The organism is Pseudomonas sp. S9 (genome assembly GCF_000222125.1).
GTDB lineage: Bacteria > Pseudomonadota > Gammaproteobacteria > Pseudomonadales > Pseudomonadaceae > Aquipseudomonas > Aquipseudomonas segetis.
The window spans coordinates 171,786-185,467 of the sequence record NZ_AFFX01000002.1; the positions used below are offsets into that span (position 1 = coordinate 171,786).

Annotated in this window: 14 protein-coding genes and 1 tRNA gene; 9 read left to right on the forward strand and 6 right to left on the reverse strand. The window is 56.7% G+C overall.

What is annotated here, in order from left to right; all coding sequences use genetic code 11:
* Nucleotides 1–58 precede the first annotated feature (58 nt).
* The 4 genes from PSES9_RS25200 to PSES9_RS0104575 all read right to left on the reverse strand — a co-directional run bounded on the left by PSES9_RS25200 (nucleotide 59) and on the right by PSES9_RS0104575 (nucleotide 4,018).
* Nucleotides 59–922 carry a TonB-dependent siderophore receptor gene (locus PSES9_RS25200; RefSeq protein WP_238530362.1) on the reverse strand — a complete coding sequence of 288 codons (864 nt, stop codon included), beginning with the start codon at nucleotides 920–922 and terminating at the stop codon, nucleotides 59–61.
* 21 nt (nucleotides 923–943) lie between these two features.
* Nucleotides 944–2,308 (reverse strand): TonB-dependent siderophore receptor, encoded by a 1,365-nt coding sequence (locus PSES9_RS25205; protein WP_238530363.1) that lies wholly within the window; start codon nucleotides 2,306–2,308, stop codon nucleotides 944–946.
* Between the two features lie 228 nt (nucleotides 2,309–2,536).
* Entirely contained in the window at nucleotides 2,537–3,400 is an 864-nt protein-coding gene (locus tag PSES9_RS0104565) for a sensor domain-containing diguanylate cyclase (RefSeq protein WP_010484561.1), read from the reverse strand.
* 228 nt (nucleotides 3,401–3,628) lie between these two features.
* A complete protein-coding gene (locus PSES9_RS0104575) occupies nucleotides 3,629–4,018 on the reverse strand; it encodes a hypothetical protein (protein ID WP_010484563.1) in 390 nt (129 codons plus the stop codon).
* Between the two features lie 89 nt (nucleotides 4,019–4,107).
* Between PSES9_RS0104575 and PSES9_RS0104580 the strand changes: the two genes are divergently transcribed.
* Nucleotides 4,108–4,497: a GFA family protein gene (locus PSES9_RS0104580; protein ID WP_010484564.1), complete on the forward strand. Its 390-nt coding sequence runs from the start codon at nucleotides 4,108–4,110 to the stop codon at nucleotides 4,495–4,497.
* A gap of 140 nt (nucleotides 4,498–4,637) precedes the next feature.
* Here the strand turns inward: PSES9_RS0104580 and PSES9_RS0104585 are convergent.
* Nucleotides 4,638–4,722, reverse strand: a tRNA-Leu gene (locus PSES9_RS0104585).
* Nucleotides 4,723–4,832: 110 nt separating this feature from the next.
* On the opposite strand from PSES9_RS0104585, the gene queA reads away from it, so the two are divergent.
* The 6 genes from queA (at nucleotide 4,833) to PSES9_RS0104615 (ending at nucleotide 10,891) form a co-directional block, all read left to right on the forward strand.
* Entirely contained in the window at nucleotides 4,833–5,882 is a 1,050-nt protein-coding gene (gene queA / locus PSES9_RS0104590; RefSeq protein WP_010484565.1) for a tRNA preQ1(34) S-adenosylmethionine ribosyltransferase-isomerase QueA, read from the forward strand.
* Nucleotides 5,883–5,896: 14 nt separating this feature from the next.
* Nucleotides 5,897–7,012 (forward strand): tRNA guanosine(34) transglycosylase Tgt, encoded by a 1,116-nt coding sequence (tgt, locus tag PSES9_RS0104595; protein WP_010484567.1) that lies wholly within the window; start codon nucleotides 5,897–5,899, stop codon nucleotides 7,010–7,012.
* A gap of 40 nt (nucleotides 7,013–7,052) precedes the next feature.
* Nucleotides 7,053–7,388 carry a preprotein translocase subunit YajC gene (yajC, locus tag PSES9_RS0104600; protein ID WP_010484568.1) on the forward strand — a complete coding sequence of 112 codons (336 nt, stop codon included), beginning with the start codon at nucleotides 7,053–7,055 and terminating at the stop codon, nucleotides 7,386–7,388.
* 61 nt (nucleotides 7,389–7,449) lie between these two features.
* Nucleotides 7,450–9,318, forward strand: a complete 1,869-nt coding sequence (gene secD, locus PSES9_RS0104605) for a protein translocase subunit SecD (RefSeq protein ID WP_010484570.1) — start codon at nucleotides 7,450–7,452, stop codon at nucleotides 9,316–9,318.
* Nucleotides 9,319–9,327: 9 nt separating this feature from the next.
* Nucleotides 9,328–10,233: a protein translocase subunit SecF gene (secF, locus tag PSES9_RS0104610; protein ID WP_010484571.1), complete on the forward strand. Its 906-nt coding sequence runs from the start codon at nucleotides 9,328–9,330 to the stop codon at nucleotides 10,231–10,233.
* A gap of 124 nt (nucleotides 10,234–10,357) precedes the next feature.
* On the forward strand, nucleotides 10,358–10,891 hold the full coding sequence (locus PSES9_RS0104615; protein ID WP_010484572.1) for a glycine zipper 2TM domain-containing protein: 534 nt from the start codon (nucleotides 10,358–10,360) through the stop codon (nucleotides 10,889–10,891).
* 160 nt (nucleotides 10,892–11,051) lie between these two features.
* On the opposite strand, the gene suhB is transcribed toward PSES9_RS0104615, so the two are convergent.
* Nucleotides 11,052–11,867, reverse strand: a complete 816-nt coding sequence (gene suhB, locus PSES9_RS0104620) for a type III secretion system regulator SuhB (protein WP_010484575.1) — start codon at nucleotides 11,865–11,867, stop codon at nucleotides 11,052–11,054.
* Nucleotides 11,868–12,010: 143 nt separating this feature from the next.
* On the opposite strand from suhB, the gene trmJ reads away from it, so the two are divergent.
* Nucleotides 12,011–12,790: a tRNA (cytosine(32)/uridine(32)-2'-O)-methyltransferase TrmJ gene (trmJ, locus tag PSES9_RS0104625; RefSeq protein WP_029529372.1), complete on the forward strand. Its 780-nt coding sequence runs from the start codon at nucleotides 12,011–12,013 to the stop codon at nucleotides 12,788–12,790.
* Nucleotides 12,783–13,562: a serine O-acetyltransferase gene (gene cysE, locus PSES9_RS0104630; RefSeq protein WP_010484578.1), complete on the forward strand. Its 780-nt coding sequence runs from the start codon at nucleotides 12,783–12,785 to the stop codon at nucleotides 13,560–13,562. Before trmJ ends, cysE begins: the two co-directional genes overlap by 8 nt.
* The last annotated feature ends 120 nt before the right edge of the window (nucleotides 13,563–13,682 follow it).

Sequence of the window (13,682 nt, forward strand, 5' to 3'; positions counted from 1 at the left end):
CCCCCAGAATGCACAACACCGGCGCAGGGCCGGTGTTGTGCAGTACAGCTTGACGCACTCAGAAGCGGTACTTGGCCGAAGCGGTGAAGCTACGTGGCGCACCGTAAGTCAGGGCGCCGTAGGCATCGAAAATATCGAAGTACTTTTCATCGGTAATGTTGTCGGCATTCAATTGGGCCGACAGGTTCTCGGTGATGTCGTAGCGTGCCATCAGGTTGACCAGTGCATAGGCATCCTGTTCGATTTTCTCGGAGTTGCCCGCCGGGTTGGTGGCGTAGGTGTAGATGCTGTCCTGCCAGTTAACACCGCCGCCGATGGTCAACTTGTTGAACATGCCGGGCAGGCGATAAGTGGTGAAGGTACGCAACAGTTTGGTCGGATACAGGGTGTTGACGTCGTTGTCATCGGCATCTTCAGCGGTGAACTGGGTATAGCCGACCGAGGCATTCCAGTCCGGTGCCAGTTCGCCAGAGACCTCAATTTCAAAGCCTTTGCTGGTCGCGCCCTCACTTGCTTCATAAGCGTAACCGCCAATGGGGTTGGTTGGATCAATCAATTGGCCGGTGCTCTGGCCCAGGTTGTCCTGCTTGATCTGGAATACCGCCGCAGAGGCGTTCAGACGACCATTGAAGAACTCACCCTTGAGGCCTAATTCGCTGCTCTCGCCGACAATGGGGTCCAGCTGCTGGCCGTTGCGGTCACGTACCGACTGCGGCAGGAAGATTTCCGTGTAGCTGGCATAGGCAGACAGGTTTTCATTGAGGTCATAGACGATACCCGCGTAAGGCGTCAGCTCATGATCCACATCGACCTTGCTGACCTCCGAGTAGATGTCATCGCTGGTCTGCTCGTACCAGCTGTCGCGACCGCCCAGGATAAGCTTCAGATCGTCGGTCAGGTTAAGGCGCGTTGCTGCGTACAAACCTTTTTGGGGGTTTTCGTTTTAGCCATAGTCGCTGCGTGGTGCCCAGACGGGCTCAGGGAAATCACCGTTGTAGGCGTCGAAGTTTGGCACCCCGCCAAAGCCGGTCTGGGCAACCAGTGCGTCGGCATCGAACTCTTGTTTGCTGTCGATGTAACCAAAGGCCAGGTCGTGTTTACGACCCAGTAGCGAGAATGGGCCATCGAAGCGAATGCTGTAGTCGTCCTGGGTTGTCTCGGTTTTGTAGGTTGCCGGGAACGAGGACATCGGGCTGCTGCCGTCACGGCCTGGGTTGCCAGACAGGTAAAGCAACGCGGAGTCGCCTTTGCGCTCGCCACGGTTGTAGCTGAGGTGGACCTGCCAGTCGTTGGCAAAGGTGTGGTCAAGATTAACGAAGTAAGTCTTGTAGCTGGTGTCCCACTTGCTCCAGCCCGCGGAGGTCGATTTCGAGCGGCTCCAGTTGGTGCGGCTGCCATCGGCGTACCAGACGGGCAGGCCGCCCCACATTGGCGAGTCTTCGCTGTTGTCCTGGTTGCTCAGGCCGAACCACAGGGTGGTATCGGGCGTCAGGTCGATGTCCATGGTGCCGTAGACCGTTTCACTGCGCTTGGAGTTATCGTCGATCCAGGTATCGCCATCTGTCACTTCGCCAACCAGGCGTGCGCGAATGGTGCCGGCCTCGTTCAGGGCAGTGGATACATCGGCTTCGGTGCCAAAGGTATCCCATGTACCTGCGCTGAATTTGACCGAGCCTTTCAGGTCGCGACTGCTGGCGCGTTTGCGCACCAGATTGATGGATGCCGAAGGATCGCCTGCACCGGTCATCAAACCGTTGGCGCCGCGTACGATTTCAACGCGGTCATACATGGCCAGGCTGCTGAAAATCTCGCCGGAACTCCATGGTTGCTCATAAATGGTGGGTACGCCGTCGATCATCAGCGAGTTGAGTTCAAAGCCACGGGCGTTGAACTGTGCGCGGCTGGTTTCGTAGCGGTTGACCGACACACCGGTGGCGTTGTTTACCCCATCAAGGATGGTTTCCAGGTCCTGGTCTTCAATGCGCTGCTGGGTAACCACGCTGACCGACTGCGGCGTCTCGCGCAGCGACATGCTCAACGGCGTGGCGGTACGGGCAGCTTCTGTGGTGTAGGAGTGGGTATCCTCAGTGACTGCACTCGGCTCGGCGGCGCCAGTGATCTCCATTGGCTTCAGGGTTACAGCACTCGCGGCCTCGGTTGACTCGGCTTGCTCCGCTGCCATGACCGATGGCACCGCCAGGGCTGTCCCGGCTGCAAGCATGTGCACCGCCAGGGCCAAGGGGCGGATTGTCAGTGATGAGCGCTGGGCGAAGGGTGTGTGTGAATGCAAGGGAGGATTGGCGGACATGGCGGACTCTGCTGTATTTATAGTGTTAATACGAATCACTATCATACGCAGTAATAATGTTTTCTGGAATAACCGTGCAAAAGTTTATTGTTGTTTTGCGAGAAGGATTACCACGAGAGCCTGCGCGTCCATTTACAGCTTTGGCTTGCAAGCGCTTGCCTGGATGAGTCGACTCGGCCAACTGCTTGAATCAGGCAGGCTGCGACCCCTTTGCGGGCAACTTGTGGCCTAGCGAACGACGCTACGCTGCTTTTTAACCCGGTACATTTCGCCATCCGCATGGCTTAGCAGGGTGTCGGCATCCTCGCCATCAGCGGGGTAGCAGGCCACGCCGATGCTGCAGGACGGCATTTTTATTGCGCCAAAGTCAGCGCCCAGCGGCTCGGCCATGATTTCGAGGATCTGCTCGATCTTGGCTGCCACTGCGTCCCGGGATTGAATATCGGTCAATAGCACTGTGAACTCATCACCGCCCATGCGCGCGACAGTGTCGGTCTCGCGTACGCAGCTTTTCAGACGCTGGGCGATCAAGCGCAGCACACGATCTCCAGCGACATGGCCATGAACATCGTTGATGCCCTTGAAGTCATTGATATCTATGAACAGCAGGGCCAGTGAGTTCTGGTGGCGGCGGGCTCCGCGCAGGGCCGATTCCAGTCGTTCGCTGAAAAGCGAGCGGTTGGCCAGTTCGGTTAACGGGTCATGGTGGGCAAGGAAATGCAGCTCCGATTCTGCCTGCCACAGGGCGGTGATGTCTCGTGCAACACCAATCCTTGCGCCCACCTCCTCGGACCAGAAGGCCGCCCAGAGGATGTGTACGACGCTTCCATCCTTGCGGATGTAGCGGTTACGGAAATCGATGTGGGGCTTGCCACTCATGACACGGACAATCGAAGCCTGGGTGATCGCCAGATCATCAGGGTGCATATAGTTGGTGATCGCGGTGCCCGTCAGTTCGCTGGGGTGGTAGCCGAGCAGGGCTTTGCAGGCATCACTGACAAATACGATCTGGTTGTCCTTGTCGACCACGAACACAGTGTCCAGCATCAGGTGGATCAATTTGGGATAGAGCGCTTGTGGGCCACCGGCCATAGTTCTGGGAAGTCCGCTTTATGTCGCCTAATCATAACTCGAATGCGAACTGGGACGCAGCGAGGAATACAGGCTTTTGGCCATCAACTTGCAACTGGCTTCGGCAATGCCAGGTGCTTGCCGGGTTGCCAACTTGATCCGTTGATCTGAAAGAAAAGTCATATCGGTCCGGTTGTTGCCCAGCCAGGGCTTCAACTAGCCGGACCAGTTGTTGGTGACTGCAAATGTTCAGTCTCGGCAATAGCCTTCGCCTGGTTTCACAATCAAGCAGTTGTGCTTGTCCGCCAGCCATTTCAGCCCTGTTGCCTGGCCATCTCCGGCGCGCAGTAGCTGCGGACCATCCTGCCGGTCAAACGCGATGCCATCTGCTGTTGCCTGGCCTTTGTAGGTACCGCTTTGCTCGGCATCAAGGCCATATTGCATCTTCAGCAAATAGTGCCCGGGGCCTGCCGCTGCATCCTTGCTCAGGGTCAAATTGAGGCCTTCGACGCCTATCCACCTGCCAACCCATTGATCGGGAGCCGTTGTAGGCGGAGCTGCAGGTGTTGGGGACGAGCTTTCGTGAGCGCAGGCGCTGAGCACAATGCCTAAACTGAGTATGAGGGCTGTTTTGAGCATGGAGCCTTCTCCAAGGGGATAAAAATGGTAGCTGCTGTTTAATTGTCTTGGCTATTGGTTACAACAGCATAATTTTAGAGGAGGTGCTTGTGGAGTCGTTCAGCGCGGGTTGCCTGTGCGACAAAGTTCGAATTGTCGCGGTTGGCCAGCCCTATCGGGTGGGTATCTGTCATTGTCAGGATTGCCGCAAGCATCACGGCGCGTTGTTTCACGCCTCGGCGATATTTCCCGAGGATGCCGTAACCATCACTGGTGAGGTCGGTGAATACCAGGGTCGGTATTTCTGTCCCTGCTGTGGCTCATCGGTCTTTTCCCGTAGCGCTGACGAGGTCGAGCTGAACCTGGGCTCGCTGGATGAGCCGGACCAGTTACGACCCACCTACGAGTTATGGATGCTAAGGCGAGAGTCGTGGCTGCCGCCGTTTCCAGTGGTGCACCGCTACTTGCGTGATCGCGATGGGCAAGGGCGCTTCGAGTAGGCGCAGGCATGGTGCAGGGCGCGTGGAAAAGAGCCAAGGCAGGCCGATTTTTATTAATAAGCGTTGCCTGGAACCACTATGCCAACTTTACCCCGGGCATAAAAAAAGGCCTTGATAATCAAGGCCTTTCTTCGAGTTTGTGGTGCCCCGGGGGAGACTCGAACTCCCACTTCTTTCGAAAACGGATTTTGAATCCGCCGCGTCTACCGATTCCGCCACCGGGGCACAATGGCGGCGAAGTATAGGGACGAGTTTCGAGTTGGTCAATGCTCTTTCGTGGTCATTTTTAATAATTTCCGCTAAACTTTGCCGCCCTGCTAGATGACCCTTCTGTCATGCGTGTTGCCGATTTTCATTTTGATTTACCTGAAGCCCTGATTGCTCGTCATCCATTGACTGAGCGGCGTGCCAGTCGCCTGCTAACGGTCGATGGACTGAGCGGTGCGCTGGGCCACCGTCAATTCAGCGACCTGCTTGAGTTTTTGCGCCCAGGCGACCTGATGGTGTTTAACAACACGCGGGTCATTCCTGCGCGCTTGTTTGGCCAGAAGGCTTCGGGCGGCAAGCTTGAGATTCTGGTCGAGCGTGTGCTGGACAGCCATCGCGTGCTGGCGCATGTGCGCTCGAGCAAGTCACCAAAACCTGGCTCGAGCATTTTGCTTGAGGGGGGCGGCGAGGCAGAAATGGTTGCCCGTCACGATGCCTTGTTCGAGTTGCGCTTTGCCGAGGAAGTCTTACCGCTGCTTGAGCGGGTCGGCCATATGCCGTTGCCGCCTTATATTGATCGGCCGGACGATGCAGCCGACCGCGAGCGTTATCAGACCGTCTATGCCCAGCGCGCTGGTGCGGTAGCGGCGCCAACGGCGGGGCTGCATTTCGATGAAGCGCTGATGGCAGCCATTGCTGACAAAGGTATCGAGACTGCCTTTGTCACCTTGCATGTCGGCGCGGGTACTTTCCAGCCCGTGCGTGTCGAGCGTATCGAAGATCACCACATGCACAGCGAGTGGCTTGAGGTTGGTCAGGATGTGGTCGACGCGGTGGCTGCCTGTCGTGCACGCGGTGGCCGGTTGATCGCCGTGGGCACGACCAGCGTACGCTCGCTGGAAACAGCCGCGCGTGATGGCGAGCTCAAGCCCTTCAGTGGCGATACTGATATTTTTATCTACCCCGGCAGGCCATTTCATGTGGTCGATGCGCTGGTAACCAATTTTCACCTGCCTGAGTCGACCTTGCTGATGCTGGTGTCGGCGTTTGCAGGTTATCCGGAAACCATGGCGGCTTATCAAAGTGCTGTCGCCGAGGGTTACCGTTTCTTTAGTTATGGTGATGCCATGTTCATCACCCGTAATCCCGCGGCGCGCGGGCCCGAGGATCACGTATGACGCGTACTTGCCGTATGTCTTTTGAGTTGTTGGCAACCGATGGCAAGGCGCGTCGCGGACGCCTGACCTTCCCACGTGGCGTAGTGGAAACCCCTGCATTCATGCCGGTCGGCACTTACGGCACGGTCAAGGGCATGTTGCCTCGTGATATCGAGGCGATTGGCGCGCAGATGATCCTGGGTAACACCTTCCATCTGTGGCTGCGCCCGGGTACCGAGGTCATCAAGGAGCACGGCGACCTGCACGACTTCATGCAGTGGAAAGGTCCTATCCTGACTGACTCCGGTGGCTTCCAGGTCTTCAGCTTGGGTGCCATGCGCAAAATCAAGGAGGAGGGCGTGACCTTCGCCTCCCCGGTTGACGGTGCCAAGGTGTTCATGGGGCCGGAAGAGTCGATGCAGGTCCAGCGCGACCTGGGCTCAGATGTGGTAATGATTTTCGACGAGTGCACGCCGTATCCGGCCGAGTTCGATGTAGCCAAGACGTCGATGGAGTTGTCGCTGCGTTGGGCCAAGCGTTCAAAAGCTGCTCACGGCGATAACACTGCAGCGCTGTTCGGTATTGTCCAGGGCGGCATGTACCAGGAGTTGCGCCAGCGTTCGCTCGAGGGCCTCAATGAAATTGGCTTTGATGGCCTGGCGATTGGCGGCTTGTCGGTGGGTGAGCCAAAAGAAGAAATGATCAAGGTGCTCGACTACCTGCCAGGCCTGATGCCGGCTGAAAAACCGCGTTACCTGATGGGGGTGGGCAAGCCCGAGGATTTGGTCGAAGGTGTGCGTCGTGGCGTGGATATGTTCGATTGCGTGATGCCGACCCGTAACGCTCGCAATGGCCACCTGTTTGTCGATACCGGTGTGTTGAAGATCCGCAATGCAGTGCACCGTCACGATGATTCTCCCCTGGATGCCAATTGCGATTGCTACACCTGCCAGAACTTCTCCCGTGCTTATCTGCATCATTTGGACAAATGCGGCGAAATGTTGGGCAGTATGCTGAATACAATCCACAACTTACGTCACTATCAGCGCTTGATGGCTGGTTTGCGCGGTGCTATCCAACAGGGTACATTGGCCGCCTTTGTCGATAGCTTCTACAGCCAGCGTGGTCTGCCAACGCCGCCGCTGGACTAAACCCGAGTTTGTTTAAAAACTATTTCAACAGGAGTGATACATGAGCTTTTTTATCCCTGCGGCATTCGCAGACGCTGCTGCACCTGCGGCCGGCCCAGCTGGTAGCGGTTTTGAGTGGGTATTTCTGGTTGGTTTCCTGGTCATCTTCTACCTGATGATCTGGCGTCCACAGTCCAAGCGCGCCAAAGAGCACAAGAACCTGCTCAGCAGCCTGCAGAAGGGTGATGAAGTCGTCACCACTGGTGGGATCGCTGGCAAGGTCAACAAAGTCAGCGATGACTTTGTAGTGATTGAAGTCTCGGATACCGTTGAGCTGAAAATTCAGAAGGTTGCCATTGCAGCGACCTTGCCTAAAGGCACTCTGAAAGCCATCTAAGTTTCAACCTTTACCATTCGACGGGGCGCTAAATGCGCCCCGCGTTACAACGGGCGGCGTCATGCTCAATAAATTTCCAGTTTGGAAGTACCTGCTGATTGTGGCCGTGTTGGCCGTCGGCTTTCTCTACTCTGCTCCTAACCTGTATCCGGATGACCCGGCTATCCAGATTAGTGGCAACAGCACCGCCAAGCGCATCGAACAGTCTGACCTTGATCGTGCAGACCGTGCGTTGAAAGAGGCTGGTATCGAGGTCAAGGGCCTTAGCGTTGCCGACCAGGGCAAGGCAGGTTTGCTGCGCTTGGTTAAGAAGGAAGATCAGCTTCCTGCAAAAGACATCGTGCGCAAGGCGCTCGGTGAAGATTTCGTGGTTGCGCTGAACCTGGCGCAAACAACGCCTGACTGGCTGCGCAGTGTCGGTGCGACGCCGATGAAGCTGGGTCTCGACCTTTCCGGTGGTGTCCACTTCCTGCTCGAAGTTGACATGGAGAAAGCCCTGGATGCACGGCGCAAGGTTTACGAGGGCGAGGTCAAGACCTTGTTGCGTAAAGAGCGCGTGCGTTACCGCAGCATGCCGGAGCAGGCAGGTGCAATTCAGCTGGGTTTTGCTGATGAAGATACGCTTGAAAAAGCCAGAAGCCTGGTGCGCAAGGACTTCACTGACTTTGACCTGACCACCACCGAGCGCAGTGGCATGCAAGTGCTGCGCTTGACGTTGACCAAGGCCAAGATTGCTGAAATTCGTGAATACTCGATCAAGCAAAACCTGACCACCGTACGCAACCGGGTAAACGAACTGGGCGTGGCTGAGCCACTGGTTCAGCGCCAGGGTGCCAACCGTATCGTGGTTGAGCTGCCGGGTGTGCAGGATACCGCTGAAGCCAAGCGTATTCTGGGCAAGACGGCCAACCTCGAGTTCCGCCTTGAAGCAGCTGCTGATGCATCAAAGGCATCGACCGAAGCCTTCGAGTTTCGTGAACCGGGTCGTCCGCCGGTCGACCTTGAGCGTGAGCTGATCATCACTGGTGACCAGGTGACCGACGCGCAGGCCAGCTTTGATGAAAATGGCCGTCCGCAAGTCAATATTCGCCTTGATAACCATGGTGGCGACCTGATGAGCCGCGCAACGCGCAGCAACGTTGGGCGCAGCATGGCGGTAATCTTCATCGAGCAAAAGCCGATTACCAAGTTCGTGCGCAAGATGGTTGATGGCGTGGAGCAAGAAGTTGCCGTGCCAAGCTTCGCCGAAGAGAAGAAAATCATCAGCTTGGCAACCATTCAGTCGCCGCTGGGCAGTCAGTTCCGCATTACCGGCCTGAACGGTCAGGGTGAGTCGTCTGAATTGGCCCTGTTGCTGCGCGCCGGTGGCCTGGCCGCGCCGATGTACTTCGCTGAAGAGCGCACCATCGGCCCTAGCCTGGGTGCGGATAACATTGCCAAGGGTGTCGACGCAGCGCTGTGGGGCATGCTGTTCGTATCGCTGTTTATCATTGCGATCTATCGCTTCTTTGGTGTCTTGGCGACCATCGCGCTGGGCTTCAACATGATTTTGCTGCTGGCATTGATGTCGTTGCTCAGTGCAACGCTGACCTTGCCAGGTATCGCCGGTATCGTATTGACCATGGGTATGGCGGTTGACGCCAACGTGCTGATCTTCTCGCGTATCCGCGAAGAAATTGCCAATGGCATGTCGATTCCACGGGCAATCCATGAAGGTTTCGACCGCGCGTTCTCGGCGATCATCGATGCCAACCTGACGACGCTGTTGGTCGGGGGCATCCTGTTCGCAATGGGGACCGGGCCGGTCAAGGGCTTTGCGGTAACGCTGTCGCTTGGGATCCTGACGTCTATGTTCACTGCTATCTGGGTGACTCGCGCCATGGTCAACCTGATTTTTGGCGGGCGTGACTTCAAGAAGTTGTGGATTTAAGGGGCTGACATGAATCGTACAATCAACTTCATGGGGGCGCGGAACTTCGCGTTTGCCGTGACTGTGTTCCTGACGCTGTTGGCGTTGGGTAGCTGGGCGGTAAAGGGCCTGAATTTTGGCCTGGACTTTACTGGCGGTACCCAGATCGAGCTGAGCTACGAGCAACCTGCGGTTTTGGAGCAGGTGCGTGAGAAGTTGCAGACAGCCGGCTTTACTGATGCCGTGGTACAAAGCTTTGGTGCGACCACTGATGTTGTGGTGCGCATGCAGGGTGATGACCCGGACTTGGGTAACAAGGTTGCCAGTGCATTGCGCGCGACGGGTGATCAACTTGAGGTCAAGAAGGTTGAGTTCGTTGGCCCGCAAGTGGGTGAAGAGCTGCGTGACCAAGGCGGTATCGGCATGTTGCTGGCTTTGGGCGGCGTGCTGTTGTACCTGGCTTTCCGCTTCCAGTGGAAGTTTGCGGTCGGTGCCATCGTCTCGCTGATCCATGACGTGGTAGTGACCCTGGGCATACTGTCGTTTTTCCAGGTGACCTTCGACCTGACCACCTTGGCGGCCATCCTGGCGATCATCGGTTACTCGCTCAACGACACTATCGTGGTGTTTGACCGGGTGCGTGAGAACTTCCGGGTGCTGCGTAAGTCGACCTTGATTGAAAATATCAATATCTCGACCACGCAAACCCTGTTGCGGACCTTGGCTACCTCGATCTCGACCCTGCTGGCGATTGGCGCTTTGCTGATCTTTGCAGGCGACAATCTGTTCTCGTTCTCGATCGCGCTGTTTATCGGTGTTTTTGCCGGTACCTACTCGTCGGTTTATATCGCCAACGTAGTGCTGATCTGGCTGAACCTGACTGTCGATGACCTGATTCCACCGGTTGTCGCAGAGGAGGTCGACGAACGCCCTTAGGCCTCAAGCCTGGCGTCATAGTCGCTCAACTGGCCCTCGCAGGTTTTGAACTTGCGAGGGCTTTTTGTTGTCTGAGTATCAGATAAGGCGGGATTCGCCAGATTGAGAAGGTCAGGAGTCAATAATGAATAAGTCATTGCTTGTAGGTGCGGTATTAGGTGCGGTGGGCGTAACTGCTGGCGGTGCTGTTGCGACTTACAGCTTGGTCGGTGGCCCGGACTACGCAGATGTGCTGGCTGTTGAGCCCATCAATGAGACCATCAAGACCCCGCGTCAGGAATGTCGCGATGTGACTGTTACGCGTCAGCGTCCCGTGCAGGACGAACACAAGATTGCCGGTACGGCAATTGGCGCTGTGGTTGGCGGCTTGCTGGGTAACCAGATCGGTGGCGGTAGCGGCAAGAAGATTGCCACTGCGGCAGGTGCCATTGGTGGCGGTTATGCTGGTAACAAGGTGCAGGGCAACATGCAGGCGAACGATACCTACACCACCACGGAAAACCGTTGCAAGACAGTCACCGACACCAGTCAGAAACTGGTGGGCTACAACGTTAAGTATGAGCTGGATGGCAAGGTTAGCCAGGTGCGCATGTCTGAAGATCCAGGTAGCCGTATTCCGGTCAAGGACGGCAAGCTGGTGCTCTCTGAAGCCCAGTAACCGGACCCACAAAAAAGCGCCCTGTCTGGGCGCTTTTTTGTGGGCGCAGCTCAGCTTGTCTGGGCGCGATTGAAGGTGCTTCTGAACTAAATCAGCCAGTCGTGCGCCAGGTGCAGGCAATAAAAAAGCGCCCGAAGGCGCTTTTGCAGGCTCGCAGCGCTTAGCGCTTCAGTGATGCCGAAAGGTGCGGTTGAATAGCGGTTAATACGGCTTTGAAACACTTGGTGTTGCCGGCAACGATCTGGCCTTTTGCCAGGAAGTCGTGGCCACCGGTGAAGTCACTGACCAGGCCGCCTGCTTCTTGAATCAACAGGGCGCCTGCAGCCATGTCCCACTCGGACAGGCCAAATTCCCAGAATGCATCGAAACGGCCCGCTGCTACATAGGCCAGGTCGAGGCTGGCGGCGCCTGCACGACGTACGCCGGCAGTCTGCCCAACCAGGCTGCGGAACATGCCCAGGTAGTTCTCAAGGTTGTCCATTTGGCTTTCGCGGAACGGGAAGCCGGTGCCAAGCAGGGCACCATCAAGGCTCTTGCGTGTGCTGACGCGCAGGCGGCGACCGTTCAGTGCAGCGCCGCGGCCTCGGCTGGCGGTGAATTCTTCCTGGCGAACCGGGTCGATGATCACGGCGTGCTCAAGGCGGCCGCGATATTTACAGGCAAGACTTACAGCGAAATGCGGCACGCCACGAACGAAGTTGGTGGTGCCGTCCAGTGGATCAATAATCCACAGGTAGTCAGCGCCTTCGCCCGTGCCTTCGGTAAGGCCGCTTTCTTCGCCGTAGAAACCGTGCGTCGGGTAGGCTTTGCGCAGGGCCTGAATGATCAACTGCTCTGCGGAGCGGTCAATTTCGGTCACGTAATCGTTGGCATCTTTCTCGTCTACCGAGATGACGTCCAGGCGTTCGATAGAGCGGAAGATCATTTCACCGGCGCTACGGGCTGCGCGCAGCGCGATATTCAGCATAGGCTGCATGGATGGGTCACCTGGGTCGTTAAAGAAAGCCGATCATTCTATCAGAAAACTCACATATATGAAGTGCCGCATAGCCTGCGTGGCGTAATCAGGGTGGGTTCTGTAAGATTTGCACCTTTCCGCATTCTGTGTGAGCGCTTTCATTGCTGCAAAATATTCGAGTGGTCTTAGTCAATACCAGTCATCCCGGTAATATCGGTGGGGCGGCGCGGGCAATGAAAAACATGGGGTTGAGCCGCTTGGTGCTGGTTGACCCTATTGATTTCCCGAGTCATGAAGCTGATGCACGAGCGTCTGGCGCCAGCGATATTCTCCAGGCGGCGCAAGTCGTCGCTACCCTTGAGGAGGCGCTGGTTGGTTGTAATCTGGTGCTCGGTACCAGTGCCCGTGATCGGCGTATCCCGTGGCCATTGCTGGATCCGCGCGAATGTGGGGTCACTGCTTGTGAGCAGGCGCTGGAAGGTGCGGATGTGGCGCTGGTCTTTGGTCGAGAGTATGCCGGCCTGACGAATGAAGAGCTGCAGCGCTGTCAGTATCATGTGCATATTCCGTCTGATCCTGCGTTCAGTTCGCTGAACCTGGCGGCGGCGGTGCAGGTGCTTGCCTATGAGGTGCGCATGGCATGGTTGGCTGCACAAAACCAGCCGACCAAGGTGGCCAAGCTCGAAACCACTGCAATGCTCAATACCCAGTTGGTGACGGCTGATGAGCTGGAGTCGTTCTACACGCACCTGCAGCAGGCGCTGGAGGAAATCGGGTTTCTTGATCCGCAAAACCCGCGTCACTTGATGAGTCGGTTGCGGCGCCTATATGGGCGCAATAACATCAGTCGAGCCGAGATGAATATTTTGCGTGGGATCTTGACCGAAACGCTCAAGGCCGCGCGCGGTGAACACCACAAACAGGGGAAGTCAGATGTTTGAGCTAATCCGTGAAGACATTCGAAGCGTATTTCATCGCGACCCGGCTGCGCGCAATACCTTTGAAGTGGTCACCTGCTACCCTGGCCTGCATGCTGTTTGGTTGCATCGCGTTGCCCATGCTTTGTGGGTCAATGGCTGGAAATGGCTGGCCCGCGTGGTTTCGAATTTTGGTCGCTGGCTGACCGGTATTGAAATTCATCCGGGTGCCAGGATTGGACGTCGCTTCTTTATTGACCACGGCATGGGTATCGTCATTGGTGAGACGGCTGAAATCGGCAACGATGTCACCCTTTACCAGGGGGTGACTCTGGGTGGGACTAGCTGGAACAAAGGCAAGCGCCACCCAACGCTCGAAGATGGCGTGGTTGTCGGCGCGGGCGCCAAGGTCCTGGGGCCATTCACTGTTGGCGCCGGTGCCAAGATAGGCTCCAACGCAGTGGTCACCAAGGAAGTACCGGCGGGCGCGACTGCAGTCGGGATTCCCGGCCGGATCATTGTTAAGGACGACAGCGACCAAGAGGCCAAGCGCAAGGCAATGGCTGAAAAGCTGGGCTTTGATGCCTATGGGGTTAGCCAGGACATGCCCGACCCGGTTTCGCGTGCAATTGGCCAGCTGCTTGATCACCTGCAGGCGGTGGATGTGCGCCTTGAGGGTATGTGCGAGGCGCTTACTTCACTGGGTAGCGACTACTGCGCGAAAGATCTGCCGGTCCTGCGCGATGAAGATTTCATCGGTGTCTGCAAAGAGCAGGACGACAAGCCTGCCGCCTGATGCGCGAGCATAGCGAGTTTGCTATGCTTTGCGCCCCTCGCAAATGCTAATCCCGAGTAATTTAATAGGTCTTATAGTTGACTTAAATACTCGGGAATTGCATAATTTGCAGCATATTGT